Source organism: Hydrogenophaga aromaticivorans (assembly GCF_013387465.1).
Lineage (GTDB): Bacteria > Pseudomonadota > Gammaproteobacteria > Burkholderiales > Burkholderiaceae_C > Hydrogenophaga > Hydrogenophaga aromaticivorans.
Genome location: NZ_VYGV01000001.1, coordinates 132,515 through 159,481 on the forward strand (window position 1 = coordinate 132,515; position 26,967 = coordinate 159,481).

The window sequence follows — 26,967 nt, forward strand, 5'->3', positions numbered from 1 at the left end:
TGGGGGGGTCAGGCCAGATCGGGTACGTCGATCTCACCTTCGAAGACGGTGGTGGCGGGGCCGGTCATGAACACCGGGGCGTCGTGCGCCGGGGTGTCCTGCCATTGAATGGTGAGCACGCCGCCGTGCGTCTGCACATCGACGGTCGGATCCAGCAGGCCCAGACGGATGCCGGCCACGACCGCGGCGCAGGCCCCGGTGCCGCAGGCCAAGGTCTCGCCCGCGCCGCGTTCGTACACGCGCAGGCGCACCTGGAAGCGGTTGACGATCTGCAGGAAACCCGCGTTCACGCGGGCCGGGAAGCGGGCATGCAGCTCGATCAGCGGCCCCTGGCTGAGCACCGGCGCGGTGTCCACGTTGTCCACCAGCTGCACCGCGTGCGGGTTGCCCATGGACAGCACACACACCAGCGCCTCGCCGCCACCGGGCAAGGCCAGCGGCCAGCGCTCGACATTGCCCATCGTCGTTGAGACGAGGCCGCTGGCGTCGAACGGCACGCGCTCCAGCGCAAACACCGGCGCGCCCATGTCGACCGTGACGCGGCCGTCATCCTTCAGCGCCAGGCTGATCTCGCCGTGCTTCACCTTCACCCGCACCGGGTTGGCGGTGGTCAGGCCCTTGTCGTGCACGTAGCGCACGAAGCAGCGCGCCCCATTGCCGCAATGTTCGACCTCACCGCCGTCGGCGTTGTGGATCACGTATTCGAAGTCAAGACCCTGCCCGGGCGATGGCCGCACGCTCAGGATCTGGTCGGCGCCGACGCCGAAATGCCGGTCGGCCAGCCAGCGGTATTGCGCATGGCTCAGGAAGAGGCGCCCGCGCGTCTCGTCGAGCACGACGAAATCGTTGCCCGCGCCCTGCATTTTGGTGAACCGGATGTGCATGAGCGGATTATCCGTCCAGAGCGGTGCGCACCGGCAGGCCGCATTCGCCGCAGCGTGGTGCGCTTCACGCCGGTGCACACGCACCGCGACGGCCCTCCGCCCCACCCCAGACCAATTTGCGCACAAAGTCTGTGCTGTTTTGTATGCAATCCGGTGCACATTGCATACAAAACAGCTGGCACGGTTGATGCACTACGGCAGACATGGATGACCACACACCCCAGCCTGCCGCCATCGAACTCATTGCACTCACCAAGCGCTACGCCCAGGGCAGCGTGGCGGTGGACAGCATCGATCTGCGCATCGCGCCCAACAGCTACTGCTGCCTGCTCGGCCCCTCGGGCTGCGGCAAGAGCACCACGCTGCGCATGATCGCCGGCCACGAGAGCACCACCAGCGGCGACATCCTGCTGGAGAACCGCAACATCACCAGCCTGCCCGCCGCCGCGCGCGGCACGGCCATGATGTTCCAGAGCTTCGCGCTGTTTCCGCACCTCTCGGCGCTGGACAACGTGGCCTTCAGCCTGAAGATGAAGGGCGTGGACAGAACCACGCGGCTGAAACAGGCGCAGGACCTGCTGGAGCGCGTGGCCATGGGCCACCTGGCGCAACGCAAACCGGGCGAACTCTCCGGTGGCCAGCAGCAACGCGTGGCGCTCGCCCGCGCGCTGATCACCCAGCCGCGCGTGCTACTGCTCGACGAGCCCCTCTCCGCGCTCGACCCCTTCCTGCGCATCCAGATGCGCGCCGAGCTGCGTCACTGGCAGAAAGAGCTCGGCCTGACTTTCATCCACGTGACCCACTCGCAGGAAGAGGCCATGGCCCTGGCCGACACCATGGTGGTGATGAACCACGGCCGCATCGAACAGGTGGGTCCGCCCCACACCGTCTACAACCGGCCCGCCAGCGAGTTCGTGGCGCGCTTCATGGGTGGTCACAACGTGCTCGACACCACCGACGGCAAGGTGGCCGTTCGCAACGACCACATCCAGCTCGCGCCCGCCCACAGCGGCAGCGGCTGGCTGGCGACGATCAGTGACGTGGAGTACCAGGGCACCTATGTGCTGCTGGGCCTGAAGCTGAACGGCACCGACGACAGCGTCTCGGTGATGCTGCCCGAAGCCGCGTTCGTGCAACAGCCCTACGCCCCCGGCGACAGCGTGAACCTGACCTGGGCTCCCTGGCAGGCCCACACCTTCCCGCCGGTGCTCGACACGCCGGTCGCCACGGCGGCCTGAACCCGCGCGGCCCTCTTTTTTTCCTCTCGTTTTCCTCCCCCGCAACCCAACCCACTGGAGCTCGACCCATGTCCGATTCGATCAAAGACAACACCGACACCCTCACCGGCCTGTCGCGCCGCAGCCTGCTGCAGGGCACCGCCGGCATGGCCGGCATCCTGGCCAGCGGCATCGCGCCGGCCATCGCCCAGGAAAAGATCACCCTGCGCTACCTGGGCACCGCGGTGAACCAGGACAAGGCCATCGGCGACAAGTTCGAAAAAGACACCGGCATCAAGATCCAGTACGTGGCCGTGACCACCGACGACGTGACCAAGCGCGCCGTCACCGCACCCAACAGCTTCGACCTGATCGACACCGAGTACTTCTCGCTCAAGAAGATCGTGCCCACCGGCAACTTGAAGGGCATCGACGTCAAGAAGATCAAGAACGCCGACAAGATCACCCCGCTGTTCACCACCGGCACCGTGGCCGGCAAGGCCGTGGGCGACCAGGGAACGGCGCCCAAGAAGGTGATCTTCCTGGAAGGCGAAAAGAGCAAGGTCTTCGCCAAGAGCCCGACGCAGTTCATGAGCCTGATCCCCACGGTCTACAACGCCGACACGCTGGGCATCCGCCCCGACCTGATCAAGCGACCGATCAGCTCCTGGGCCGAACTGCTGAACCCCGAATTCAAGGGCAAGGCCGCGATCCTGAACATCCCAAGCATCGGCATCATGGACGCGGCCATGGTGGTCGAAGCCATGGGCCTCTACAAGTACCCCGACAAGGGCAACATGACCAAGAAGGAAATTGATCTCACGATCAAGACCCTGATCGAAGCCAAGAAAGCCGGTCAGTTCCGCGCCCTGTGGAAAGACTTCAACGAGTCAGTCAATCTGATGGCTTCGGGTGAGGTGGTGATCCAGTCCATGTGGAGCCCGGCCGTGACCGCCGTGCGCACCAAAGGCATCGCCTGCAACTTCCAGCCGCTGAAAGAGGGATACCGCGCCTGGGCCGCCGGCTTTGGCCTGCCGGCCACGCTGAGCGGCCGCAAGCTCGATGGCGCCTATGAATTCATCAACTGGTTCCTCGACGGCTGGGCCGGCGCCTACCTGAACCGCCAGGGCTACTACAGCGCCGTGCTCGACACCGCCAAGTCCAAGATGGAAGCCTACGAATGGGCCTACTGGATGGAAGGCAAGCCCGCCTCGCAGGACATCAAGAGCCCCAACGGCGACGTGCTGGCCAAAGCCGGCGCGGTGCGCGACGGCGGCAGCTACGAAGCGCGCATGGGAGGCATCGCGTGCTGGAACGCGGTCATGGACGAGAACGAGTACATGGTGAGGAAATGGAACGAGTTCGTGGCCGCGTAAGCGGCCACGAACTCGCCCCCCGCGCCGCCTGCGGCGTCACCCCCCGGAGGGGGGCGCCACTGGCGGCCCGGCAAAGCCGGTTCCGCGGTGGCCTGGAGGGGGCTTCGCTGCGCTCGCCGGGGGCGCACTCCCCCTCTCATTGTTGCTTCTGTTTCCTTTCTGATTGACCTTCCATGAGCAGCACATCCACCGCCACCGCCGGACCTGTCGCCGACAGCCCGAACCGAACGCTGCACGCCTGGTGGCAGGCGGCGCCGTTCACGCTGGTGTTTGTGCTGTTCTTCCTGATTCCGCTGGGGCTGATCGTGATGGTCAGTTTCTGGGATTTCAACGAGTACGAGCTGCTGCCGGCGTTCACGCTGCGCAACTACGTCGCCATCTTCGAAGGCTGCTCCACGCTCACCGAACACGGTGATTTCTGCGTCTCGCTGTCCACCTACCTGTCCACGCTGAAGTTCAGCCTGCTGGTCTGGGGCATCACCCTGGTGCTGGGCTTTGCAGTGGCGTACTTCCTGGCCTTCCATGTGCGTTCGCCGGGCATGCAGACAGCGCTGTTCGTGCTGTGCACCGTGCCGTTCTGGACCTCGAACGTGATCCGCATGATCTCGTGGGTGCCGCTGCTGGGGCGCAATGGCCTGGTCAATCAGACGCTGCAAGGCATGGGCCTGATTCAGACACCGATCGAGTGGCTGTTGTTCTCTGACTTCTCGGTGGTGCTGGCCTTCGTGCACCTCTACACCATGTTCATGATCGTGCCCATCTTCAACAGCATGATGCGCATCGACCGCAGCCTGCTCGAAGCGGCGAACGACGCCGGTGCCAGCGGCTGGCAGACGCTGTGGAACGTGATCGTGCCGCTGAGCAAGACCGGCATCATCATCGGCTCGATCTTCGTCATCACCATCGTCATGGGCGACTTCGTGACCATCGGCGTCATGGGCGGACAACAGATCGCCTCGGTCGGCAAGATCATCCAGGTGCAGACCAGTTACCTGCAATTTCCGCTGGCTGCGGCCAACGCGGTGATCCTGCTGACAGTCGTTCTCATGATCATCTGGGGCCTGACCCGCCTCGTGGACATCCGGAAGGAACTCTGACCATGGCCCACACCACCGAATCGCGCGCCCCCGGCTTCTGGCCGCTGGCCGCCGTATTCGCACTCTTCGTGCTGTTCATGTACGGCCCGATGTTCGTCATCTTCGTGCTCTCGTTCCAGGGCCCCGAGGGCGGCCTCACCTTCCCGCTGCGGGGTGTGTCGCTGCACTGGTTCCGCCAGCTCGCCGAGGGCCTGGGCACGGTGGACATCGGCGCGGCGTTCCTGCGATCGCTGATGCTGGGTGGCGTGGTGATGCTGTTCACCGTGCTGCTCTCGGTGCTGGCCGGTCTGGCGTTCCGCAAGAAGCTGAGCGGTGGCAATGCGCTGTTCTACGTCACCGTGGCCAGCCTGATCATGCCGTCCATCATCGTGTCGCTGGGCATCGGCCTGCAGTTCCGCCTGCTCGATGGCGGCCTCAAGTGGTTGCTGGAAGCGGTGGGCGCGACCAGCACGCTGGAGGAATACGGCACCGCGCTGGGCCTGTTCACCTCGGCGCTCGGCGCGCACCTCACCTGGACGCTGCCGTTCGGCCTGCTGATCATGTTCGCGGTGTTCAACCGCTTCAACCCGGCCTACGAAGAAGCGGCGCGCGACCTCGGCGCCACGCCCTGGCAGACCTTCCGCCACGTGGTGCTGCCGCTGATCGGGCCTTCGGTGGTGGGCATCGGCATGTTCGGCTTCACGCTCAGCTGGGACGAGATCGCCCGCACCTCGCAGGCCATCGGCGACGTCAACACGCTGCCGCTGGAGCTGCAAGGCCTCACCTCCACCGTCACCACGCCGGCCATCTACGCGCTCGGCACCGTGACCACCGTGGTGTCCTTCGCGGTGATCGGCGTCACCGTGGGGCTGGCCATGCTGCTGGGCCGGCACAAGAAGGGCCACGCCGGATGAGCGCCACCCGCGTCCGCAAGACGGTCGAGGAGGCCCCCGCTCCGCTGTCGGACAACGACATCTACGAGCGCATGGTTTCGGCCATCCTCGACCACCAGCTCCCACCCGGCACCAAGCTGGTCGAAGATCGGCTGGCCGAGGCTTTCGGTGTCTCGCGCACGCGCATCCGGCCGGTGCTGGTGCGGCTGGCCAACGAACAGGTGGTCACGCTCACGCCCAACCGGGGCGCGTCCATCGCCCAGCCCACCGAACAGGAAGCGCGCGAGGTGTTCGAGGTGCGGCGCCTGATCGAGCCGACGCTGGTCGAACGTTTCGTGGCGGTGGCTGCGGCCGCCGACATGCAGACCCTCACCCGTTGCATCCGCGACGAAGAGGCCGCGCGCGCCGCCGGCGACATGCGCCGCGCGATCCGCCTCTCGGGCGATTTCCACCTGCACATCGCCGACCACGCCGGCCACGGCACGCTCGGCCGCATCCTGCGCGAGCTGGTCTCGCGCACCTCTTTGATCCTCATGACCTACAGCGCGCTGCACAGCCAGGCGCGCGAAGACGCCACCGCCTGCGGCTGCCAGGAGCACCGCGCCCTGCTCGCGGCGCTCAAGCTGCGTGATGCGCGCGAGGCGGCACGCCTGATGCGCGAGCACCTGGAGCGGCTGGAGTCGCAGCTGAGTTTTTCCGTGACGCCCGAAGCAGCGCCGGATCTGCTGGAACTGTTCGGCTCATGAAGCAGTTGCTCGTCATCAACCCCAACACCTCGGAGCGCGTGAGCGCGCTGCTGCAGGCGCATGTGCAGGCCGCGGCCGGCTCGCACGTGGTGGTGCACACCGTGACCGCGCGCTTCGGCGCGCCCTACATCGCCGACGAGGCCAGCTACGCGGTGGCCGCGCACGCCGCGCTCGACGCCTGGGCCGCTGCGCTGGCCGGCCCCGACCCGGCGCCCGACGCGGTGCTGATCGGCTGCTTTGGCGACCCGGGCCTGATGGCCTTGCGCGAGTCCAGCCCCGCGCCGGTCACCGGCCTGGCCGAGGCCGCTTTCATCGAGGCCGCGCGCCACGGCCGCTACGCCATCGTCACCGGCGGCGAGCGCTGGGGGCCGATGTTGCAGCGGCTGGCGCAGGCGCTCGGGCAGGCGCAGCAGCTCGCCGGCATCCACACCGTGGTGCCGACCGGCGCCCAGCTCGCCGCCGACCCGGCCGCCGCCCACCGCCTGTTGGCCCAGGCCTGCCGCGACGCGGCCCACCAGCTCGGCGTGCAGGCCGTGATCCTCGGTGGTGCCGGGCTGGCCGGCATGGCGGCCGCCATCCAGAGCGATGTGCCCGTGCCGGTGATCGACAGCGTCACCGCCGGCACCCACTGGGCGCTGCGCACGCCGCCGCTGCCACCGGCGCGCAGCAGCCCGGGTTTCGACATCGCCTGGCAAGGCCTGTCGTCCGAAATGCGCGCACTCGCGCCGACCCCGGCGGACTGAACCAGCGCTGGGAGGCGACAGCCCGGCAGCACCAGCTGTCGCACAATGCGAAGATGGTCCGCTCATCCCAACTGCTCCACCCTGCCCGCGCGCCCGCTGCCGTGCGCCCCGCCGCCACCGTGCTGCTGCTGCGCGACTCGCCGCAAGGCATCGAAGTGCTGATGACGCGCCGCTCGATGACGGCCAGCTTCGCGCCCGGCGCCTACGTGTTCCCCGGTGGCGGCATCGACGCCGCCGACGCGCAGTCGCACGGGCAGTCCACCCGCCGCGCGACGCAGAGCGACCTGCACCTCACGCAGGCCATCGCCGCCATCCGCGAAAGTTTTGAAGAGCTGGGCATCCTGCTCGCGCGCCGCGCCGACGGCTCGCACCTGGGCACGGGCGAGATCGCCACGCTCGACCGCAAAGCCCCGTTTGCCGAGCAATGCGCAACACAGGGCCTCACGCTGTCCGGTGCCGACGTCTTCGTGCTCGCCCACTGGATCACCGACCGCGACCTGCCGCGCCGCTTCGACGTGCCTTTTCTGGTGGCGCGCATGCCCGAGGGTCAGGAACCCGTGGCCGACGAATCCGAGCAGTTCGAGCCGGTGTGGGTGCGACCGGCCGACGCGCTGGCGCGCCACGCGGCCGGCGGCTTCTTCATCATCTTCCCGACCGTCCGCACGCTGGAGCGCCTTCAGGCCTACCCGAACGTGCAGGCGGTGCTCAATGCTTGCGCGGTGAACGATGAGCCCCTGTTCACCAGCTGTCCGCGCGCGGGCCTGATGAACGGCCACGAGTCGCGCCACATGGAGCATGAACCGCCCTTTGGCGAACTCGCGCTCGTCTGCCCGCACGGCCAGATCGTGCACGAGCTGGCCTGGCAGACCGAGCGCCCGGTGGCGCTGCTGAAGAATGTGCAACGGCTCACCGCGCCCAACCCCGGCTTCATGACCGGCCCGGGCACCAACAGCTACCTGGTGGGCGACCCGGTGAGCGGCCACATCGCCATCGACCCCGGACCGGACATCCCGGAACACATCGAGCGCCTGTGGCGCGCCGCGGGCGGCGACATCCGCGCCATCGTCTGCACCCACTCGCACCCCGACCATTCGCCCGGTGCGCTGCGGCTGCAGGCCTTGTGTGCCGAGAGCCCCCCCATCCTCGGCCTGCCCAGCGCATCCACGGCGCGCGAGAACAGCCGCTTCACACCCGAACGCGCGCTCTCGGACGGCGAGCGTCTCGTGCTCATGGGCACGGCGGGCGATGCCCTCAGCAGCCACACCCTGCAGGTGCTGCACACCCCCGGCCACGCCGCCAACCACCTGTGCCTGCTGCTCGAAGAAGACGGCCTGCTGTTCAGCGGCGACCACATCCTCAACGGCAGCACCACCGTGATCGATCCGCCCGACGGCAACATGGGCGCCTACCTCGAATCGTTGGACAAACTGGACCGGCTGTGCGAGGCGCACGGTGTCGATTTCATCCTGCCCGCGCACGGTTACGTGCTGGGCGACCTGAAGCGCACCGCGGACAACCCGAGCGCACCGGAACACGGGGGCGCCCGCGGGGCCATCGCGCACCTGAAAGCCCACCGCCTCGCGCGCGAAGCCAAAGTGGCGCGCGCCATGCAGGCACAACCCGAAGGCACGATGGACGACTGGGTGAAGCTCGCCTACGACGACGTGCCCGAGCGGCTCTGGCCCGTGGCCAAACGCTCCCTGCTCGCGCACGTGGAACGCCTCCAGAGCCTGGGCGGTTTCAACCTCTGAAGCGAACGATCTGCAGGCCGAACACCGGCGCGCGCGCCGGGTCAGGCGGTGTGTGAAAACAGCGGGTCGGTCTGTTGTTTGACCTGCTGAAGGCAACCGCAGGAACGCTGAGCCAGCTGCGCACGGTCCAGCAGGGTGATGCGGCCATTCCGCAGCATCACAACGCCTTCGGCGGCCAATTGGCTGGTGGCCCGGGCCAGGGCTCCAGGCTCGGTACCCAGCCAGGTGCCCAAGGTGGCCGCTTCGATGTGCAGCACCGCGCCCGGCACGCGGTCAAAAGCGTCTTGCAGCCAACGGCTCAGTCGCTGGTACAGCGAGTGCTGAAGACGGCAAAGCGCGGCCTGCGACATCTGTGCATTCAGGTCCTGCAGATAGCGAAGCACCACCCGCATCTGGCTTTCGTCGGGCTGTGGACCGCTGTTCAGCGCCGCTGCCGGCAACCGCCAGGCGCAACCCGGGTGCAACACCTCGGCGCGCAGGCGTTCAGCCGGGGCACCCAGAAAGGGGGCCACCCCCACCAGCCCGTCGTTGCCCACCAGCGCCACCGGCGCCTCCAGCCCACCGGGCCCAACCGCGTGCAACAGCCCCACCAGGGCATCCACGGGAAAGTACATGAATTCGATGGCTGCGTTGGGCGCCAGCAAGGTCTGGCCCTGGCGCAACTCGACCCGTTCCAGGTGCGAAGGCCAATGCCGTCGATCCACGTGGGCCAGAGCGGCCAGAACCCGGTTGGTCGGTTGTTCGACTGGCAAGTTCGGCGCTCCCGCCCGGGGGCGAACAAAAGGAATCTGGGGTGCCGAGGCTGCGGCTTCGGCGGTGGGCCAGTGTAGGCGCAAAGCGCCAGGACACTGTTCGATACCGTACAGAAGGTATCGGACCGCGATGAACAGGCCTGCGTTGCGGCGCTTCCCGACGCGACGGACCGCATGGGCAACCAGCCAGGCAAGCGGGTGCAAGCCACGTACACTGCAGCGCTGCGGGTGCCTGTCTGCAGCAAAAATACGGCCCGACGGCTCTCTTCAAAGTGTGGTCTTTCAACCATGAACGGGCTCTCGATTGAACTTGTTGCACAACGGTCTGGTGGCTCAACTGCCGCCCACCGATCAGGGCCTGCTCCTGCGCCGATGTGAGCCCGTGGAGCTCAAGGCGGGTGAGATCCTTTCTGCGCCGGGTGCGGCCAGCGGACACGTCTACTTCCTCCTGAGCGGCGCCAGCGTGGCCCTGGTGGTGCGCAATGGGGGCGGTAGCGGGCTTGCGGTGGGACTCGCGGGCCGGGAAGGCGCAGTGGGTCTGCAGTTTGCGCTGGGACTGGGCGCTGGCCATTTCACGCTGCTGGTGCAAAGCAGCGGTGCGGCCTTTCGCGCCGACGGCGCGGTGCTGCAGCGCCTGTCGGACCGGCGCCTGGGCATGTTGCGGACCTTCGCGGGCTACCTCTGGGTCTTTTCGCAGGAAGTGGCCGAACTGGCCGCGTCTGCCCAGGTGCAGGACATCCCGGCGCGTCTGGCCCGCTGGATCCTGCTCAGCCAGGCGCGAACGCACCAGACCGAACTGCAGCTCACACATGCCCACCTCGCCGACATGCTGGGCGTGCGCCGGGCGGGCATCACGCTGGCGGCGCGCAACCTGAAAGACAGGGGTCTGGTGGACTACCGCCGCGGACGCATCCAGATCCTCAACTTCGAAGGACTGGCCACCGTGGCACACGCCCAGCAGGGCACCCGGGGCGACCTGCTGGAAGACAACGAATTAGTGTGAAGCGCGCCGATACGCCGGATTTTGTGCATGCGGAACCCTCTTGCGAAGGCCCCGCATGTGACCGTCATTCATCTGGGCCGGGGGTCACCCACCCGGCTCGGTGCTACCTACCCGCCAGCTCCGCGGAACCACGTCAACGCTGGCCTATTTGGTATTGCTGCGCGTAGAGATTGCCCGTTTCACCCGCACTGAAGCGGCTCGTCTCTGTTGCTCTGATCCTCACCTTAGGGCCTTGCGGCTTGTCGGTGGAGAGGTGTTACCTCCTACGCTGTCCTGTGCAGTCCGGACGTTCCTCCAGTGCGCCCTTTCGGGCCTTGCACCAGCGACGGCCTGGCGCGCTTCACGCGGCGATTATCGCCTGCCCGGACTCTGCATCAGACCAGGCGCTCGATCTTCTTGAAGCGCCACACCAGCTGGTGGTAGCCGGTCTGCAGCGCCAGCATGGCCGCGTAGGTCACAGGGAAGGCCATCCACACGCCCTCCAGTCCGAAGCGCTGGTTCAGCCCGTAGGCCACCGGCAGCTGCACCAGCAGGATGCAGGCGATGGAAATCGCCACCGGCATCAGCACCACGCCGCTGGCGCGCATGATGCCGCCCACCACCGACTGGAAGCCGAACAGCAGCATGCTCCACAACATGATGTGCAGCAGGTGCTCGGCCTGTGCCAGCACCTCGGGCTGCGTGATGAACAGGCCCAGCAGCCAGTGAGACAAGGCATAGCCGAGCAGCACCAGCGAGCCGGTCACGCACACGTTCATCCACAGCCCCGTGCGCAGGATGGCGCCCAGGCGCTCCGCACGGCCCGCGCCGATGGCCTGGGCGCCGAGGATGGACGCGGTGATGGCGATGGACAGCGCGGGAAACTGCACGTAGTTGACGATCTGCGTGACCGCGCCGTAGGCCGCCGTGGCCTGCGAACCGTGGCCGTTGACCAGCGACAGGATCACCAGCTCCGAGATCGAGATCACCACCATCTGCAGCCCGGTGGGCAGACCGATGCGCATCACCTGGGCCAGGATCTTGCCGTCCAGCCGCAGGGACTTGAGCAGCATCCGGTCGGGCGCGAGCACGCTGCCCTTGCGCCGCAGGCGCCAGACCAGGAAACCCAGCGACGCCGCCTGGGACACAAAGCCCGCCAGTGCTGCGCTCTGGATGCCCATGGGCGGCAACCCCAGCCAGCCTTTGATCAAGGCGGGCGTCAGCACCAAGCCCAGGCCGGTGGACAGCAACAGGGCCTGCAACGGCGTCACCGTGTCGCTCACGCCGCGCAGCAGCTGCGTGTAGAGGATGACCAGCAGCAGCAGCGGCATCAGCAACATCATCACCCGCGCGTAGGCGGTGGCATCGTCGAGCACGTCGGCCGGCGTGCCCAGCAGTTGCATGCCTTCGCGCGCAAACACGCTGCCCAGCAGCGCCGCCACGATGCCGATCAAGGCGCCCAGTGCCAGCGCCGAGCCAGCGATGGCCTTGACCTTCTCGGGCTCCCGTGCGCCCCAGGCCTGGCCGATCAGCACCGAGGCGCCCGCGCCCAGGCCGATCACCAGCGAGATGAAGAAAAAGAAGATCGGGAACATGCCCGACACCGCCGCCAGGGCGTGGGTGCCGAGCATCTGGCCGATGAAGATGCCGTTGAGGGTGCCCGAAAAGCTCTGCAGGAAGTTGGACAACACCATGGGCACGAGAAACACCAGGTAGATGCGCCAGAGGGGTTTTGGGGGGCTGGAAGCTTGGGGTGGCATGGATCGGAACGCTGAGAAATGGGAGAGGTCAATGGAAGCGGTGTGGAGCGGCGGCGCTCAGGTGGCGCTGGTGACCGCAAGCGGCGTGGCGGCAAAGGCGTCGCGGGCGAGCCAGGCGAGGTGGTCCCGCACATCGACGGGCCAGTGGGCGGTGCGGTGGGCGAACGCCCCGGCGTCTTGCGCGAACAGCGCCCGCGAAGCCTCTTCGAAGCCGGGCAGACCGCCGCCGATCGCGCTCATGAAGCGGTAGACCCGCTCCTTGGCCAGGCGTTGCGCATCCTGGTCGCCCTGGCTGCGCCGGGCCTCTTCCACCAGCCGGCGCAGGGCGGCCGACGCGCCACCACGTTGCTGCGCCAGCCACGCCCAGTGGCGGGGCAACAGCGTGACCTCGCGCGCCACCACGCCGAGACGCGGCCGGCCCACGCCCGGCGCAACGGTCGCCGCTTCGAACTCGTCCGGGGGACCGCCGGCGGGCTGCGCGGGGGCATAGCCGGCTGGCCAGGGGTGGTCCACCAGGGCGCCGCTGGCGTCGTCAAACACCAGCAGGCCTCCAGCGCTCAGGTCCAGCGCGCGCAGCGCCTGGTCCACCTCGGCGTAGGAGCCGTTGGCGACGCGCCGGTGGCCGAGAAAAGCGGTGCATGTAGCGATGGTGACGGTGTTCATGGCGCTAATTTTATACGGGTTTTATTATTTTACCCGGATTTATTTACAACAATCCACCGGAGGCCTCGCGCACCACAAAGCCGGTCGCGGCTTTGACGACAATAGGGGCTCCTTGCTTGATAAACACAAGCCCTCTTCACCATGATCCGACTCTCCGAACTCAAGCTCCCGCTGGCCGACGTACCGGCCGAACACCGCCGCGCGTCCGACGCGCCGTCCGAAACCGACGAAGACCGCATCCCGCCGCCACACCCGGTCGAGGCCCTCACCCGACTGGCTGCCCAGGCGCTGGGCATCGGGCCCGAGGTCATTGACCACCTGCACGTCTTCAAACGCAGCTTCGACGCCCGCAAGGCCGAACTGCTGGCTGTGTACATCGTGGACGTGACGCTGGCCGATCCGGCGCTGGAGCCGGGTTTGCTGGCCCGTTTTGCGAACAACCCGCACATCCAGCCCACGCCCGACATGGCCTGGCACGCGCCCGGTCACGCCCCGGCCGGCTGGCCCACCGACGAGGCGGATCGCCCGGTGGTGGTTGGTCTCGGTCCCTGCGGCCTGTTCACCGCGCTGGCGCTGGCGCAGATGGGCCTCAAACCCATCGTGCTGGAGCGTGGCAAACCGGTGCGCGAGCGCACCAAGGACACCTGGGGCCTGTGGCGCAAGAAGGTGCTGAACCCGCAGAGCAACGTGCAATACGGCGAAGGCGGCGCCGGTCTGTTCTCGGACGGCAAGCTCTACAGCCAGATCAAGGACCCGCGCTTCCTCGGCCGCAAGGTGATGAACGAGTTCGTGGACGCGGGCGCGCCGCCCGAGATCCTCTACCAGGCGCACCCGCACATCGGCACCTTCAAGCTGGTCAAGGTGGTCGAGGCCATGCGCGAAAAAATCATCACGCTGGGCGGCGAGATCCGCTTCCAGCAGCAGGTGGTGGGCCTCTCGCTGGCACCCTCAAGCGATGGACAGCAGCAACTGACCGGCCTGCGCGTGTTGCAGCTGGACAGTGGGGTGATCACCGAACTGCCCGCGCGGCGCGCCGTGCTGGCGCTCGGCCACAGCTCGCGCGACACCTTCGCCCTGTTGCACGATGTGGGCGTGTTCCTCGAAGCCAAACCGTTCTCGGTGGGCTTTCGCATCGAGCACCCGCAAAGCGTGATCGACCGCGCGCGCTGGGGCCGGCACGCCGGCCACCCGCTGCTGGGCGCGGCCGACTACAAGCTCGTGCACCACGCCAAAAACGGCCGCGCGGTCTACAGCTTCTGCATGTGCCCGGGCGGCACCGTGGTGGCGGCCACCTCCGAGCCGGGCCGCGTGGTCACCAACGGCATGAGCCAGTACTCGCGCAACGAGCGCAACGCCAACGCAGGCCTGGTGGTGGGCATCGACGTGGCTGACTTCCCGCAGACATTTCCAGAAGACCTGCCGCTCTGGACCGCCGCCTTCGGAGAGCCCGATGGCACGCGCTACGCCACGCAGGCCCAAACACTGGCCGCACAAGGCCAGACGCACCCGCTCGCCGGCATCGTGTTGCAGAGGCAGCTGGAGGCCCGCGCCTACGAGCTCGGCGGCGGCACCTACGAAGCACCCGGCCAGCTGGTGGGCGACTTCGTGGCCCAGACACCGTCCACCGCGCTCGGCACGGTGGATCCGTCGTACAAGCCGGGCGTGAAGCTCGGCAACCTCGCGCCCGCCTTGCCCGATTTCGCCATCGAGGCCATGCGCGAAGCCATCCCCGTGTTCGGCCGCAAGATCAAGGGCTACGACATGGCCGATGCCGTGCTCACCGGCGTGGAAACGCGCACCTCGTCACCACTGCGCATCACGCGCGGGACCGACTGCCAGAGCCTGAATACACGCGGCCTCTACCCGGCGGGCGAGGGTGCGGGCTACGCCGGCGGCATCCTTTCCGCGGGCGTGGACGGCATCAAGGTGGCCGAGGCGCTGGCCCGCGATCTGCTCGGCATGCCTGCGGACGTTTGAAGCCGACACCAGACGTTACATGTCTGGCGGCAGCTTTACACAGGCGGTGAAGCGGCTTGACACAAGCCCCGCACGATGGAGGCTCCTCAACCAAGGAGCTTTCCATGAAATCCCCTGACCGTTCCATCCTCCTCCCCGTCCTCACCGGTGTGATCGCCCTCGCCGGCGCCGGTGCCGTCCAGGCCCAGGATGAACGCGCCCGTGTGCTCAGCAGCAAACCCATCATCCAGCAAGTGGCCACGCCGCGCGAGGTGTGCCAGAACCAGACCGTGACCGTGCCCGGCCACAAGTCGGGCGCCGGTGCGCTGATCGGCGGCATCGCCGGTGGCGCCATGGGCAATGCCATCGGCGGTGGCAGCGGCCGCGCAGTGGCCACGGCCATCGGCCTGTTCGGTGGTGCCGTGCTCGGCAACCACATCGAAGGTCGCGGACAGCCCCGCACGCAGACCGTGCAGCAGTGCAGCACCCAGACCTTCTACGAAAACCAGACCGTGGCCTACGACGTGGTGTACGAGTACGCCGGCCGGCGCTACAACGTGCAGATGCCCGAAGAACCGGGGCGCTACGTCCATGTGAACGTGCAACCCGTCATCGCCGCGCCCGCACCGCGGCAGCAGATGCAATACCGCCCGGCGCTACCGGCGGAACCCGAAGTGGTCTACATTGGTGGAACACGCCCGTATCCGGAGGTGTACCGCGGCCACCGCCGGGATCGCGAGAACGAAGAATGGGATCGCAACTGGCGTTGAAGTCCGGGTCACACCCACAAAAAAGCCCCGTCATTTTGACGGGGCTTTTTGTTGGCCGGGAAGCGCCGGGCGCTTCGACTGCGCCCGATCAGACGCTGAAGCTGGAGCCACAACCACAGGTGGTCGAGGCATTGGGGTTCTTGATGACGAACTGGGCACCCTCCAAGTCTTCCTTGTAGTCGATCTCGGCGCCGACCAGGTACTGGTAGCTCATGGCATCGATCAACAGCGAAACACCGTTTTTCGTCATGGTGGTGTCGTCTTCGTTGACCACCTCGTCAAAGGTGAAACCGTACTGGAAACCCGAGCAGCCACCGCCCTGCACAAACACGCGCAGCTTGAGGTCCGGGTTGCCTTCTTCGGCCACCAACTCGGCCACTTTGGCCGCGGCGCTGTCGGTGAAGACCAGCGGGGCTGGCATGTCGGTCTGGATGTTTTCTGCAACTGCGCTCATGGGGTGTCCTGACATAGGGCTTGAGCCGTTTCCGGGGGCTTCCTGAACACGGCTGGTGGACGCCATTCGTCCACATCTGATGCAATGCTATAGCAAATCGCTCGGGTTTGCGCTCAGCCGTTGTTTGCCGCCAGTTTGAGTGTGGGTTTGTCTTCGACACCACCGGTCATGGGTTTGAGCTGACCCGAGATCGTTGCGCCCTGGTGCATCTCCAGGGCCTTGTAGGACACGTCGCCCTCGATCCGTGCCTTGGGCTGCAGTTCCAGCAGATCAAACGCCAGCACGGGACCCTTGACGCTGCCGTTGATGATGACGTGGTCGGCATGGATCTGGCCGGTCACGGTGGCCGATTCGCTGATCACCAGGATGCTGGACTGCTCATCGCTGGCGCGGATATCGCCCACCACGTCACCGTCCACCCGCAGTCCGTCGTGGAAAAACACATTGCCTTCAATGCGCGTTCCATGGGCGATCAGGCTTTTGATGGGGGGTTGCTTCTTCTTGCCAAACATGGAGTTCTCCGAAACGACAGTTGATTACAGCTTGATGGTGTGCAGGGCCAACACCTTGCCGTCCTGCAGGATTTTTGCGGTCACGGTTTTTACCACGGCCTGTTCGGGAACGTCCACCAGCCCCTCTTGGCGCAGATAGCCCTTGATCAGCACCGGCTGCGGCGACGGCGCCTGAACGGCCGACCAGGGCTTGCCCTCCAGCGTACCGGCAAAGGTCACTTCCAGCACACCCCTGAAATCGGGCGCGTTCTTGGTGGCCTGGATCATCAGCACCTGCCACTTGAGCTGGTTCTGCGCCAGGCGATCGACCTGCAGGCCACGAATGTTCAATGCGCCACTTCCCGACCCCGGGATCAGGCGCTCGAAGAACCCCAGGTCGCCACGCAGCACCTGGTTGTCGGCCTCCAGCTGGCGGATCTGCTGCACCAGTTGCTCCTGGGCCGCCTTCTCCGCCGTCAGCAGGCTCTCCGAGGTGTTGGAGACGGACTGCGCCCGCACCAGTTCGGCACGCAGGTCCTGCACCTCGTTGCGCAGGCGCTCCAGTTCCTGTTTGGCGTTGCGGTCCAGCCCGGCGATGTCTTTGCCCACCTCGAACGCCCAGAGCGCCAGAGCCCCTGAAAAGCCAAGCACCACGGCACCCAGAAGCCAGCGAAACGGCCAGGGCATGGCGCTGCGCACCGAAACCCGGGGCGCGCTGACGGTGAGCCGTCGTCGCAAGAGACGCAACCTCATTCAGACACCTTTCGATTGGGAATTGAGAACCCGGATCACACGGCCCCCAAAATGCAAAAACCGCCCCAAGACAAGCTTGCAGGCGGTTTTTGCGGCAGAAGCCCGGCGCTTTAGCGCTTGCTGAACTGCTTGGCGCGGCGTGCGGAACGCAGACCGACCTTCTTACGTTCGACTTCGCGGGCATCGCGCGTGACGAAACCGGCTTGCGACAGGCTCGGCTTGAGCGTGGCGTCGTAGTCGATCAGGGCGCGGGTGATGCCGTGGCGCACAGCGCCGGCCTGGCCGGATTCGCCGCCACCGTGCACGTTGACCATCACGTCGAAGGTTTCGGCGTGGTTGGTCAGCAGCAGCGGCTGCTTGGCGATCATGATCGAGGTTTCACGGCCGAAGTAGGACTGGATGTCCTTGCCGTTGACCACGATCTGGCCGGAGCCTTTTTTCAGAAACACACGGGCGACGCTGGATTTGCGACGGCCGGTGCCATTGTTCCATTCACCAATCATCTCAAGGCTCCTTTAGAGTTCCAGCACTTGCGGCTGTTGGGCGGTGTGGGGATGCTCAGCACCGCCGTACACCTTGAGCTTCTTGATCATGGCGTAGCCGAGCGGGCCCTTGGGCAGCATGCCCTTGACGGCCTTCTCGATCGCGCGGCCAGGGTGCTTGGCCTGCATGTCACGGAAGTTGGTGGCGTAAATACCGCCCGGGTAACCCGAGTGACGGTAATAAATCTTGTCGAGGGCTTTGGTGCCCGTCACGCGGATCTTGGACGCGTTGATGATGACGATGTAGTCACCGGTATCGACGTGAGGCGTGTAAATGGCCTTGTGTTTGCCGCGCAAACGGAGAGCCACTTCACTGGCAACTCGTCCGAGGACCTTGTCGGTCGCGTCAATCACAAACCACTCGTGCTTCACGTCAGCTGGTTTGGCGCTGAACGTAGTAGTCATGAGATTTCTCTTTGAAGGAGGGTTTGGCGGCTCTTTTCCACGGTCGGTTGTTCTCTGTCGGAACACTCTTAGGTGGGGTTTTGCACCCCGGTTGCCCGGTGTGCGGTCTTCGTCGCGGAGCCTTGCGTTTCGCTGCGAAGCCTTCGATTGTACGAAATATCGGTGCCGATTGGCAAGTTGCAGATGGGCGGCGGGTGACCGGGTCGCCCGGGGGCGCTACCATCGACCCCATGTTCAGTTACCGACACGCCTTCCACGCCGGCAACCACGCCGACGTGCTCAAGCACATCACCCTCATCGCCACACTGCGCCATCTGATGCAGAAAGAAGCCGGCATCACCCTGGTGGACACCCACGCGGGCGCCGGGCTGTACCGGCTGGACGGTGACTACACGGAGACCGGGGGTGAAGCCAAAGACGGCGTGGTCAAGCTGATGGCCGCCCTGCGTCCGGCCGGCGCCGCACCCGTGGCCGCCGCGCCGGTGATCGACGACTACCTCGACCTGATCGCCAGCTACAACCCCTCGGGGCTGCTGCGCGTCTACCCGGGTTCGCCCTTTGTGCTGCATTCGCTGCTGCGCACCGAATCGCGCGACAAGCTCAAGCTGTTCGAGCTGCACCCGACCGACAGCCGCACCCTCAACGCCAACATCGCCCAGCTCGAAGCGGGGCGCCAGATCGCCGTGGCGCTGCAGGACGGCTTTGAAGGCGTCAAGCCTTTGCTCCCGCCGCCGCCGTCGGCCACCGGCTCCAAGCGCGCCGTGGTGCTGATCGACCCCAGTTACGAGATCAAGAGCGACTACGGCAAAGTGAGCGCCTGCATACAGGAACTCATCCGCCGTTTCCCGACCGGCACCTATCTGGTGTGGTACCCGATCATTCCGCGCCCGGAGGCGCACGACCTGCCCCGCCGGCTGAAGACCCTGAGCAACCAGGCGCAACGGCCCTGGCTGAACGCGACACTGGCCATCGGGCAAGACCCCACCCACGGTCCGGATGACCGGCCCGGCCTCACGGCCAGCGGCATGTTCGTCATCAACCCGCCCCACACGCTGAAAGCGGCGCTGCAGGTCGCCTTGCCCCAGTTGCTGACCCACCTCGGTCGGGGCCGCGGCAAAGGCCAGACGCTCGACACCGGCGGCTGAAGCCACCGCGCTGCGGCGCCAAGGCACTGGCACCGGTGTTCAGGGCCGGGCCAGCACCATGACCCAGTAGTGGCCGAACCGGCTGCCCGCTTGCCGCACACAACTCACACCCACCGCCTCGAACTGTCGGCTCATGAGGTTGCTGCAATGCCCGGGGCTGGAGAGCCAGCCGGCGATGACGCCGTCCACCGTGGCTTGCCCGCCCGCCAGGTTCTCGCCTACCGATGTCCAGAGGTAGCCCTCGGCCGCGACCCGCTGGGCCAGGGAGCGCCCGTCCAGGCTGGTGTGTGAAAAGTAGTTCCGGGTGGCCATGTCCCGGGCATGGCCGGCCGCGGCTGAAAACAGGCGTTGATTCCACACCAGCGGACTGGCGGCCGGCATGACCGAGTTCCCGCAGGAACGGGCCACGGCCCGCGCGGCGTTGAGGCGCTGAACCAGCGTTGTCTGAAAGCCCGGCAGCCCGCAAGCGGTGCTGGCATCCAGCGGCACCCGTTCGGAAGCACGGTCCGCGACAAACACCCACTGGCCCGTTGTCCCGCCGACCGCCGCCGGTCCGCTGTGGACCCCACCCGCCGCGAACCCCGCCAGCAACGCGACCGTGAACCGGGCGCAGCGTTGCGACCAGGGGCCGGCGCGAAAAGGGAAAGGCCTGTCAGTGGGCGACATGGATCCGACTGTACGGAAAAGAGCGCCCTGTGCGCCCGGCCCCTCCCCGGAAAAACCCTGAGTCGATCCCAGACAATTAACCAACCGATCGGTCGGTTAATTGCATATACTGCCGCTTCACCCCATTCGGCACCCGGTTTCGGGGTCAGGAGACACGCATGTACACCCAATCTTTTTCGGTCGCCGACGGCGAGGCCAAGCCCGGGCTGAAGGCCGTGGCCGCACCGGCCAGCGCCGAAGACACGGCCTTGCAAACCCATTTCGACGCCGTGATCGACGCCGACGGCAAGATCGAACCGCGCGACTGGATGCCCGACGGCTACCGCAAGACCCTGGTGCGCCAGATCAGCCAGCACGCCCACAGCGAGATCGTGGGCATGCTGCCCGAAGGCAACTGGATCAGCCGCGCGCCCAGCCTGAAACGCAAGGCCATCCTGATCGCCAAGGTGCAGGACGAAGGCGGCCACGGCCTCTATCTGTACAGCGCCGCAGAGACGCTCGGCACCAGCCGTGACCAGATGCTCGACGGCCTGCACAGCGGCAAAGCCAAGTACAGCTCCATCTTCAATTACCCCACGCTCAACTGGGCCGACGTCGGCGTGATCGGCTGGCTGGTGGACGGCGCGGCGATCATGAACCAGATCCCGCTGTGCCGCTGCTCTTACGGTCCTTACGCCCGCGCCATGATCCGCGTCTGCAAGGAAGAGAGCTTCCACCAGCGCCAGGGCTACGAAGCGCTGCTGGTGATGATGCAGGGCACGGCCGAGCAGAAGGCCATGGTGCAGGACGCCGTCAACCGCTATTGGTGGAAATGCCTCGCCATGTTCGGCCCGCCCGACGCCGACAGCCCCAACAGCGTGCAGGGCATGCGCTGGGGCATCAAACGCATCAGCAACGACGACCTGCGCCAGAAGTTCGTCGACGCCACCGTGCCGCAGGCCGAGGTGCTGGGCGTGACCCTGCCCGACCCCGACCTGAAGTGGAACGAGGCGCGCGGCCACTGGGACTACGGCCAGATCGACTGGGACGAGTTCTGGGCCGTGGTCAACGGCAACGGCCCCTGCAACAAGGAACGCCTGGCCACCCGCGTGAAAGCCCACGAGCAAGGCGCCTGGGTGCGCGAAGCCGCCATGGCCCACGCCGCCAAACAGCAAGCCCGCAACCTGAAGGAGGCCGCATGAACGCGCCCGCATCGACACCCGCACTGAAAGAATGGCCGCTCTGGGAAGTGTTCGTCCGCAGCAAGCAGGGCCTGGAACACAAACATTGCGGCAGCCTGCACGCCAGCGACGCACAACACGCGCTGCAGATGGCGCGCGACGTCTACACCCGCCGCCAGGAAGGCGTGAGCATCTGGGTGTTGCCGTCCAACGCCATCACCGCCAGCGAACCCGACAGCAAGGACAGCTTCTTCGATCCGGCGGCCGACAAGATCTACCGCCACCCGACCTTCTACGAAATCCCCGAAAAAGTGGGGCACATGTGATGGCGGCGCCGGTTGACTATGTATTGCACCTGGCCGACAACGCCCTGGTGCTCGGCCAGCGCAACGCCGAATGGTGCGGCCACGGCCCCGTCCTCGAAGAAGACCTGGCGCTGGCCAACAACAGCCTGGACCTGATCGGCCAGGCGCGGCTGCTCTACCAGCACGCGGCCAGCCTCATCAACGCCGACCCGGCCGAGGCCCAGCGTTTCGCGCACCTTCAGGGCGCGCGCCAGAACGGCCAGATCGCCGAAGACACGCTGGCCTACTTCCGCGACACCGCCGAGTTCCGCAACCACACGCTGATGGAGCTGCCGCACCACGGCCCGCTGGTGGGCTACGCGGTGAGCGAGCGCGACTACGCCGTGACCATCGCGCGCAACTTCCTCGTCAGCGCGCTCATGGTGCTGGTGTGGGACAGCCTGCAGGCGTCGAAGGACGCGCAACTGGCTGCCATCGCGGCCAAGTCCCTGAAGGAAGTGCGTTACCACCTGCGCCACGCGTCGGACTGGCTGGTGCGCTTTGGCGACGGCACCGATGAATCGCAGCGCCGCGCGCAGGCGGCGCTGGACCACCTGCTGCCCTATTGCGAAGCCTTCTGGCAGCCTTCCCCCGCCGAACAGGCCGCCGCAGCCGATGGAAGTGGCGTGGACGTGCGAACGCTGCGCGATCACTGGAACGCCCTGATCAACGACACCCTGGCCGAAGCCACGCTCACGCGCCATGACCAGCCGCACGCGGGCTACGTGGCCCAAGGCCATGTGGGCGTGCACTCGGAGCACCTGGGCTTCCTGCTGGCCGAGATGCAGAGCCTGGCCCGGGCGCACCCGACCGCCGTCTGGTGAACACCATGGATGCGGCCACCCACGCTTCGCTGCAGGCCGTCACCGAGGCGCTGGCGCACCTGGCCGACCCGGAGATTCCGGTCATCAGCCTGCGCGAGCTGGGCATCCTGCGCGACGTACGCGAGGGGGCCGACGGCGTGCCGGAAGTGGTCATCACGCCCACCTACAGCGGCTGCCCGGCCATGGGCCAGATCGAGGACGACATCCACGCGGCCCTGAGCGCTGCAGGGCTGCCCGGCCGCGTCATCACGCAGCTCTCGCCCGCCTGGACCACCGACTGGATGAGCGAGGCCGCGCGCGAGAAGCTGCGCGCCTATGGCATCGCGCCGCCGCAATGCGGCAGCCATGCCGACACGCCCGCCGGGGTGGTGAAGTTCAGCCGGCACGCGGTCCGGCATACCGCGGTGCCCTGCCCCCAGTGCGGCTCAAACAACACGACCGAAACCTCGCCGTTCGGTTCAACCGCCTGCAAAGCACTCTTCAAGTGCCTCGACTGCCTGGAACCCTTCGACTACTTCAAGCCGTACTGACACCATGAGCAACGCCGTCCCTCGCTTCCACGACCTCACCGTCTCGCGCATCCACCCCGAGGCCGCCGGGTCGGTGGCGGTGTCGCTGCACATTCCGCCGGAGCTGCGCGACACCTTCGCCTTCGAGCCGGGCCAGTTCCTCACGCTGCGCACCACCATCGGCGGGCAGGACGTGCGGCGCAGCTACTCCATCAGCAGCCCGCGCAGCCTGCTCACGCAACAGGGCGAACTCACGCTGGGCATCCGGCCGGTCGAAGGCGGTGTGTTCTCGAACTGGGCCGCCACCGAGCTGAAGGCCGGGGACGCGCTGCGCGTGATGCCGCCCGACGGCCGCTTCACCGTGCACAAGCCACGCGCCCTGCACCGTGTCGGCTTCGCGGCCGGCTCGGGCATCACGCCCATCCTGTCCATCATGGCCAGCACGCTGGAGGAATCGGCCGACAGCCAATTCACGCTCGTTTTCGGCAACCGGCGCATGGCCAGCGTGATGTTCAACGAGGCGCTGCAGGATCTGAAAGACCGCTACCCCGGCCGCCTCACGCTGATCCACGTGCTCTCGCGCCAGGCGCAGGAAGTCCCGCTGCTCGAAGGCCGCATCGACGGCGACAAGGTGCGCGCCATCATCGCCGCGCTGCTGCCGGTGGGCAGCATGGACGAGGTGTTCATCTGCGGCCCCGACGCCATGATCGAAGCCACGCAGCAGGCGCTGCTCGACGCCGGTGTGCGGCCCGACCGCGTGCACACCGAACGGTTCACTTCACCGACGTTGGAAGCCCTGCCCGCCGATCAGCGCCAGGCCGCGGTGCTCGGCCACCCGGCGGTCCGCACCGATGGCGAAGTGGCGTTGACCGTAGTGCTCGATGGCAAGCCGCACCAGTTGCGCATGGGCAAGGACGAACATGTGCTGGATGTGGCGCTCAACGCCGGCCTTGACCTGCCCTGGTCGTGCCGCGGTGGGGTGTGCTGCACCTGCCGCGCCAAGGTGGTGGAAGGCGCCGTCACCATGGACAAGAACTTCACGCTCGAACCCTGGGAAACCGACAAGGGCTTCGTGCTGAGCTGCCAGGCGCGGCCGACGACCGACCGGCTCGTGGTGAGCTACGACGAGCGCTGAGCCACGGGTTCTCAGACGCTCCTTTCAAGGAGCTTTTTCGATGGTTTGCTGCGGCAGGCGCGAGGGGCACCCGCTGCGAGTGGATACCCAGCCCTCAACGCAAGCTCACGCTCTGCTGCTTCCACTGTGGCATCTGCCAGCGCTGGAAAGCGCCCAGCACGCTCGGGTCGCTGGCCTGGCGCTGGGGGGCGAGCGTGGCCAGGTCGAGCACTTCGTAGCGCCGCTGGTACCGGCCCTCGCCCCGGGCTTCGCGCGCCACCAGCACCTGGCGCCCTCCCGGCACCCAGCCCGCGAGTTCGGCGTAGCCGATGCCCGGCAGGGTGGGCGCCGGCGACAACACGCTCAGCGTCCAGCCCCCGGCCTGCTTGCGCAGCAGCCAGAGTTCGCGCCACCCCGCCATCGGCTGCACCGCCAGCGCTGCGGCATTGCCTTCGCGGTTCACGCTGAACGAGGCCGGCCACACCACGCCGTGGCTGCACTGCGTCCACAGCGGCGCGCTGCCCGCCGCGCCGCCGTGCAGGCTCACGCAGGTCTGCCCCGCCTGCGCGCCGGGGCTGGTGCGCAGCTGCAGACCCTTGCTCTGAATGCTGGCGGGAACCGCCGCCCAGCGCGAGGCGTTCACGCGCATCACCGCATCGTTCATCAGGCCCGCGTCGGTGTCGGGCAGGCCCTGCGGGTCCACCCGCGCCAGCGCCTCCAGCGCGCGCTCGGCGGCGGTGGCGTGCGCACCGCCCGGGGCACCACGCGAGCGCTCGAAGGCCACCGCCGACCAGACGCTGGCGCGCCGCATCTGCAGGCGGTTCTTCAGCACCGGCGGCAGGCCCGACGCATCGGCCTGGTCCAACAGGCTGGCGCTGTCCTCCTGGCGCTGGATGCGCTGCAGCACACCGAGCGCGGGGTCTTCACACGCCGGGTCGGTCAGGGCCAGCGCGGCGCGGGCGCGCTGCTCGGCGCTGGCCGCGGGCATGGCCAGCACGCGCGTGAACAGTTCACCGTCGTAACAGATCTGCATGCGGTCCCCGCGCTCGTGGCTGTTGAAGCGGATGCCGTAGCGCCCCGCCGCGTCCAGCTGGCCCAGCAGCGCTTCCTGGGCGCCGCGGGACAGGCCCGCGGCCGAGGCCCGTTGCGCCAACCGCTGTGCCGCGCCGGCCACGGCATCGAGCACCTCGGCGCCCACGGGGCCCGACAACTGCGCCGGGCTGGCCGCCCGCAGCCAGGCCGCGCCGTAGCCGAAACCCAGGCCTTCGCTGCCCGCGCTGTCCTTGACGAAGCGCAGCACCGCCAGCAGTTCGTCGGCGTGGGCCGCGTCCAGCGACAGCCGACGCAACTGGCTGGCTCGCACGTAACCACCACGTTCGCGCTGGTGATCCCAGACCTGCACATACTCCAGGCGCTCGCCGCGGACCTCCACCAGCTCGCCCTGCCACAGCCGGGCCTGCTGGACCGCTGCCTCGCGTGGCGCGGCACGCAGCGCCACGGCGTCCTGCACGATCAGCGCCTGCGGCGGCAGCGCCGGCGGCTGCCCCACGGCGGCGTGCGCCGGGGGCGCCACGAACACCAGCAGCCAGGCCGCCGCCGCGGCCAGCACGGCCGTGACCACATAGTGCAAGCAGTTCTTCACGACTTCCTCGGGTGGGTGGGCGGGGCCGTTCATTCTTCTTCCCCTTCGTCGGCGGCGGCCCCCGAGGCGAGCGCGACGGCCTTGCCCGGGCGGCCCAGCAGCCCCGAACCGATGAAGCCGCCGTCGGCCCCCGGCGCGGCGATGATGACCTGCACCTTGTCGGACAGCTTGTCGGCCATGACCTTCTGGATCAGCAGCGGATGGCGGCTCAGCAGGCTGCCTTCGCGCGCCATCTGTTCGGCGTTGGCCTTGCCCACGGCCTCCAGCCGGAACGCCTCGGCCTGGGCCAGGCGCTGGCGCGCCAGCGCTTCGCCGTCGGCTTCGATGCGCCGCGCCTCGGCGTTGCCTTCGGCGGTGCGGATGCGCGACTGTTTGTCGGCCTCGGCTTCGAGCTTGCGCTGCTCCACCTGGCGCTGCTTGAAGGGCAGCACGTGTTTCATCGCCTCTTCCTGCGCCTTGGCGGCGATCACCTGCACCTTGCCAGCGGCCTCGGCCTGCAGCTCCCGCTGCACCATCTCGGCCCTGGCTTCGAGCTCGCTTTCCTTCACGCGTTTTTCTTTCAACTCCAGCGTGTAGCGCATCTTTTCGCTGGCCATTTCTTCGGCCAGCAGGGTTTCCATGCGCTCGCTGTACTGCGGCGGCAGGTCGATCTTGCCCACCTGCACGTTGCGCAGGATCAGGCCCTCGGCGGCCAGCTTCGGCTTGAGTTCGGCTTCCATGGCCTGCTGGATCTCCGTGCGCCGGGTCGAGAAGATCTCGCGAGCGGTGTAGCGCGCGAAGGTCTTGTAGACCACGCCCTGCAGGGCCGGGTCCACCAGCTCGGCGCCCGGGTCCACCTGCAGCCGGCTGGCCACCAGCGCGAGCTGGGCCGGGTTGACCGCAAAGCGCACCGTTACATCCACGCCCAGCGACAGTCCTTCCACCGACTGCACCGGCGCCGGCCCGTCGTGGCGCGCCATCTCGGCCGACTTCCAGTTCTGGTCGCGCAGCGACAGCACCCGCAGGCGGTGCAGGCCGGGCACCACCCAGACATTGCCCGCGCCCAGTTCCTGCTGGTGGCCGGTGAGCTGGTTGGTGCGCAGCGCCGCCTGGCCCGGGTTGATCGTCAGCGCGGGCGGGTGGCGCACCAGGGTGTAGCCACCGGCGACCAGCAGCAGGACCCCCACCACCACCGAGGCGGTGTGCCGGGGCAGGCGCGGCAGACTCAGCGGCGGGCGGGGCTGTGCCGGCGGTGCACCGTCGTCGAACAGCGGCGCCGTGCTGGCGTCGGGTGCCGGCCGGGCGAAGGCCTGGCGCAGGCGGGCGGTGAGTTGCTTGAGCGAAAACGACATGGTGAAGACTCCTGGGGA

General features: G+C 67.4%; 28 protein-coding genes and 1 other RNA gene. 16 read left to right on the forward strand and 13 right to left on the reverse strand.

Going from position 1 to position 26,967, the window contains the following annotated elements; all coding sequences use genetic code 11:
- Positions 1-8: 8 nt before the first annotated feature.
- Positions 9-884 (reverse strand): diaminopimelate epimerase, encoded by an 876-nt coding sequence (gene dapF, locus F3K02_RS00630; protein ID WP_177132217.1) that lies wholly within the window; start codon positions 882-884, stop codon positions 9-11.
- A gap of 203 nt (positions 885-1,087) precedes the next feature.
- Here dapF and F3K02_RS00635 point away from each other — a divergent pair, with 203 nt between their 5' ends.
- The 7 genes from F3K02_RS00635 to F3K02_RS00665 all read left to right on the forward strand — a co-directional run bounded on the left by F3K02_RS00635 (position 1,088) and on the right by F3K02_RS00665 (position 8,686).
- A complete protein-coding gene (locus F3K02_RS00635; RefSeq protein ID WP_177132220.1) occupies positions 1,088-2,122 on the forward strand; it encodes an ABC transporter ATP-binding protein in 1,035 nt (344 codons plus the stop codon).
- Positions 2,123-2,190: 68 nt separating this feature from the next.
- A complete protein-coding gene (locus tag F3K02_RS00640; RefSeq protein WP_177132223.1) occupies positions 2,191-3,477 on the forward strand; it encodes an ABC transporter substrate-binding protein in 1,287 nt (428 codons plus the stop codon).
- A gap of 173 nt (positions 3,478-3,650) precedes the next feature.
- Positions 3,651-4,574, forward strand: coding sequence for an ABC transporter permease (locus F3K02_RS00645; RefSeq protein ID WP_177132227.1), 924 nt, complete (start codon positions 3,651-3,653; stop codon positions 4,572-4,574).
- Positions 4,575-4,576: 2 nt separating this feature from the next.
- A complete protein-coding gene (locus F3K02_RS00650) occupies positions 4,577-5,467 on the forward strand; it encodes an ABC transporter permease (protein ID WP_177132230.1) in 891 nt (296 codons plus the stop codon).
- Positions 5,464-6,192: a GntR family transcriptional regulator gene (locus tag F3K02_RS00655; protein WP_177132232.1), complete on the forward strand. Its 729-nt coding sequence runs from the start codon at positions 5,464-5,466 to the stop codon at positions 6,190-6,192. The genes F3K02_RS00650 and F3K02_RS00655 overlap by 4 nt, the downstream gene beginning before the upstream one ends.
- A complete protein-coding gene (locus F3K02_RS00660; protein ID WP_177132235.1) occupies positions 6,189-6,935 on the forward strand; it encodes an aspartate/glutamate racemase family protein in 747 nt (248 codons plus the stop codon). The genes F3K02_RS00655 and F3K02_RS00660 overlap by 4 nt, the downstream gene beginning before the upstream one ends.
- Before the next feature lie 53 nt (positions 6,936-6,988).
- Positions 6,989-8,686, forward strand: coding sequence for an MBL fold metallo-hydrolase (locus F3K02_RS00665; protein ID WP_177132238.1), 1,698 nt, complete (start codon positions 6,989-6,991; stop codon positions 8,684-8,686).
- A gap of 41 nt (positions 8,687-8,727) precedes the next feature.
- On the opposite strand, the gene F3K02_RS00670 is transcribed toward F3K02_RS00665, so the two are convergent.
- Positions 8,728-9,438 carry a Crp/Fnr family transcriptional regulator gene (locus F3K02_RS00670; RefSeq protein WP_177132240.1) on the reverse strand — a complete coding sequence of 237 codons (711 nt, stop codon included), beginning with the start codon at positions 9,436-9,438 and terminating at the stop codon, positions 8,728-8,730.
- 304 nt (positions 9,439-9,742) lie between these two features.
- On the opposite strand from F3K02_RS00670, the gene F3K02_RS00675 reads away from it, so the two are divergent.
- Complete coding sequence (locus F3K02_RS00675) at positions 9,743-10,441, forward strand: Crp/Fnr family transcriptional regulator (protein WP_177132244.1); 699 nt, start codon at positions 9,743-9,745, stop codon at positions 10,439-10,441.
- On the opposite strand, the gene rnpB is transcribed toward F3K02_RS00675, so the two are convergent.
- The 3 genes from rnpB to F3K02_RS00690 all read right to left on the reverse strand — a co-directional run bounded on the left by rnpB (position 10,436) and on the right by F3K02_RS00690 (position 12,843).
- Positions 10,436-10,783, reverse strand: an RNA gene (rnpB, locus tag F3K02_RS00680) — RNase P RNA component class A. The two genes, F3K02_RS00675 and rnpB, sit on opposite strands and share 6 nt — an antisense overlap.
- Before the next feature lie 32 nt (positions 10,784-10,815).
- The gene (locus F3K02_RS00685; RefSeq protein WP_177132246.1) at positions 10,816-12,180 is read right to left on the reverse strand and encodes an MATE family efflux transporter; all 1,365 of its coding nucleotides are present in this window, start codon (positions 12,178-12,180) and stop codon (positions 10,816-10,818) included.
- A gap of 57 nt (positions 12,181-12,237) precedes the next feature.
- Positions 12,238-12,843: a DUF2239 family protein gene (locus F3K02_RS00690; protein ID WP_177132249.1), complete on the reverse strand. Its 606-nt coding sequence runs from the start codon at positions 12,841-12,843 to the stop codon at positions 12,238-12,240.
- 141 nt (positions 12,844-12,984) lie between these two features.
- Here F3K02_RS00690 and F3K02_RS00695 point away from each other — a divergent pair, with 141 nt between their 5' ends.
- Together F3K02_RS00695 and F3K02_RS00700 are read left to right on the forward strand one after the other, a co-directional pair.
- Entirely contained in the window at positions 12,985-14,820 is a 1,836-nt protein-coding gene (locus tag F3K02_RS00695) for an NAD(P)/FAD-dependent oxidoreductase (RefSeq protein WP_177132251.1), read from the forward strand.
- 104 nt (positions 14,821-14,924) lie between these two features.
- Positions 14,925-15,569, forward strand: a complete 645-nt coding sequence (locus F3K02_RS00700; protein WP_177132254.1) for a glycine zipper 2TM domain-containing protein — start codon at positions 14,925-14,927, stop codon at positions 15,567-15,569.
- A gap of 88 nt (positions 15,570-15,657) precedes the next feature.
- Here F3K02_RS00700 and erpA read toward each other — a convergent pair whose 3' ends face one another.
- The 5 genes from erpA to rplM form a co-directional block, all read right to left on the reverse strand.
- Positions 15,658-16,023: an iron-sulfur cluster insertion protein ErpA gene (gene erpA / locus F3K02_RS00705; protein WP_086121452.1), complete on the reverse strand. Its 366-nt coding sequence runs from the start codon at positions 16,021-16,023 to the stop codon at positions 15,658-15,660.
- Between the two features lie 113 nt (positions 16,024-16,136).
- Positions 16,137-16,535: a bactofilin family protein gene (locus F3K02_RS00710; RefSeq protein ID WP_177132257.1), complete on the reverse strand. Its 399-nt coding sequence runs from the start codon at positions 16,533-16,535 to the stop codon at positions 16,137-16,139.
- A 24-nt stretch (positions 16,536-16,559) separates the two neighbouring features.
- On the reverse strand, positions 16,560-17,267 hold the full coding sequence (locus tag F3K02_RS00715) for a DUF6776 family protein (RefSeq protein WP_177132260.1): 708 nt from the start codon (positions 17,265-17,267) through the stop codon (positions 16,560-16,562).
- A gap of 110 nt (positions 17,268-17,377) precedes the next feature.
- Complete coding sequence (gene rpsI / locus F3K02_RS00720; RefSeq protein ID WP_177132263.1) at positions 17,378-17,770, reverse strand: 30S ribosomal protein S9; 393 nt, start codon at positions 17,768-17,770, stop codon at positions 17,378-17,380.
- A gap of 12 nt (positions 17,771-17,782) precedes the next feature.
- Positions 17,783-18,214, reverse strand: coding sequence for a 50S ribosomal protein L13 (gene rplM, locus F3K02_RS00725; RefSeq protein WP_177132266.1), 432 nt, complete (start codon positions 18,212-18,214; stop codon positions 17,783-17,785).
- Between the two features lie 230 nt (positions 18,215-18,444).
- Here rplM and F3K02_RS00730 point away from each other — a divergent pair, with 230 nt between their 5' ends.
- Positions 18,445-19,359: a 23S rRNA (adenine(2030)-N(6))-methyltransferase RlmJ gene (locus F3K02_RS00730; protein ID WP_177132268.1), complete on the forward strand. Its 915-nt coding sequence runs from the start codon at positions 18,445-18,447 to the stop codon at positions 19,357-19,359.
- 39 nt (positions 19,360-19,398) lie between these two features.
- Here F3K02_RS00730 and F3K02_RS27365 read toward each other — a convergent pair whose 3' ends face one another.
- On the reverse strand, positions 19,399-20,025 hold the full coding sequence (locus F3K02_RS27365) for a CAP domain-containing protein (protein ID WP_246309043.1): 627 nt from the start codon (positions 20,023-20,025) through the stop codon (positions 19,399-19,401).
- A 158-nt stretch (positions 20,026-20,183) separates the two neighbouring features.
- Here F3K02_RS27365 and paaA point away from each other — a divergent pair, with 158 nt between their 5' ends.
- From paaA to F3K02_RS00760, 5 genes are read left to right on the forward strand one after another with little or no spacing between them, the layout of a single operon-like run.
- Complete coding sequence (gene paaA, locus F3K02_RS00740; RefSeq protein WP_177132269.1) at positions 20,184-21,206, forward strand: 1,2-phenylacetyl-CoA epoxidase subunit PaaA; 1,023 nt, start codon at positions 20,184-20,186, stop codon at positions 21,204-21,206.
- Complete coding sequence (paaB, locus tag F3K02_RS00745) at positions 21,203-21,511, forward strand: 1,2-phenylacetyl-CoA epoxidase subunit PaaB (RefSeq protein WP_177132272.1); 309 nt, start codon at positions 21,203-21,205, stop codon at positions 21,509-21,511. Before paaA ends, paaB begins: the two co-directional genes overlap by 4 nt.
- A complete protein-coding gene (paaC, locus tag F3K02_RS00750) occupies positions 21,511-22,353 on the forward strand; it encodes a 1,2-phenylacetyl-CoA epoxidase subunit PaaC (protein WP_177132274.1) in 843 nt (280 codons plus the stop codon). The genes paaB and paaC overlap by 1 nt, the downstream gene beginning before the upstream one ends.
- A 5-nt stretch (positions 22,354-22,358) precedes the next feature.
- Positions 22,359-22,883, forward strand: coding sequence for a 1,2-phenylacetyl-CoA epoxidase subunit PaaD (gene paaD / locus F3K02_RS00755; RefSeq protein WP_177132276.1), 525 nt, complete (start codon positions 22,359-22,361; stop codon positions 22,881-22,883).
- Positions 22,884-22,887: 4 nt separating this feature from the next.
- Positions 22,888-23,997: a 2Fe-2S iron-sulfur cluster-binding protein gene (locus F3K02_RS00760; RefSeq protein WP_177132278.1), complete on the forward strand. Its 1,110-nt coding sequence runs from the start codon at positions 22,888-22,890 to the stop codon at positions 23,995-23,997.
- A gap of 94 nt (positions 23,998-24,091) precedes the next feature.
- On the opposite strand, the gene F3K02_RS00765 is transcribed toward F3K02_RS00760, so the two are convergent.
- Entirely contained in the window at positions 24,092-25,651 is a 1,560-nt protein-coding gene (locus tag F3K02_RS00765; RefSeq protein ID WP_246309045.1) for a hypothetical protein, read from the reverse strand.
- A complete protein-coding gene (locus F3K02_RS00770) occupies positions 25,648-26,949 on the reverse strand; it encodes an SPFH domain-containing protein (protein ID WP_177132281.1) in 1,302 nt (433 codons plus the stop codon). The genes F3K02_RS00765 and F3K02_RS00770 overlap by 4 nt, the downstream gene beginning before the upstream one ends.
- Positions 26,950-26,967: the final 18 nt, after the last annotated feature.